Annotated in this window: 1 protein-coding gene; it reads left to right on the forward strand. The window is 69.7% G+C overall.

Features of this window, described 5'->3' with window-relative positions; all coding sequences use genetic code 11:
• A partial coding sequence (locus tag ACFQSB_RS40255; RefSeq protein WP_380832627.1) for a squalene/phytoene synthase family protein occupies positions 1–604 on the forward strand: 604 nt, incomplete at its 5' end.
• Between the last annotated feature and the right edge of the window lie 39 nt (positions 605–643).

Below are 643 nucleotides of genomic sequence, written 5' to 3' on the forward strand. Positions count from 1 at the left end.
GGTCACGGCCTTCCAGGTGCGTAAGGATCTGGCGTACTTCGGGCGCTTCGGTACGCGCGGTATGGGCTACACAGTGGCCATCCTCAAACGGGAGCTGGTGCGCGTGCTGGGCCTCAATCAGACCTGGAACGTGGTGATTATCGGCACGGGTCGGCTGGGACAGGCCATGCAGCTGACCAACATCCTGCGCGACGTGGGTGAGGACCTGGACCGCGGACGAGTGTACCTACCGGGCGAGCTGCTGCGCGACCACGGCGTGAGCCACGCCGATCTGCGGGCCCAGCGCCTTACGCCCGCCTATCAGGCGCTGATGGCCCACCTGTGTGCGCTGGCGCGCGAGTGGTACGCCCATGGTCACCAGGGCATTCCGGCCCTGCACGGGCGCGCGCGCATTGGGGTTGCCACAGCGGCGCGCGCCTACGAGGGGATTCTGGACGACCTAGAAGCCCACGAGTTCGACAACTTTACCCGCCCCGCCTACCTGCCCGGCCGGCAGAAGCTGCGGCTGCTGTGGCAGCAGTGCCTGGAGCACAGCGCGCCGCCCACGCGGTGCCCCATGGACTGGGCCGAGCAGCAGCTGCGCCGCCGGGCCACGCGCGGCTGAGCCGGACCTCAGGGGCCGAAGCGGCGCAGCTGCGCCTGA

The sequence above is a fragment of the Sphaerisporangium rhizosphaerae genome (assembly GCF_042665155.1).
Lineage (GTDB): Bacteria > Actinomycetota > Actinomycetes > Streptosporangiales > Streptosporangiaceae > Sphaerisporangium > Sphaerisporangium rhizosphaerae.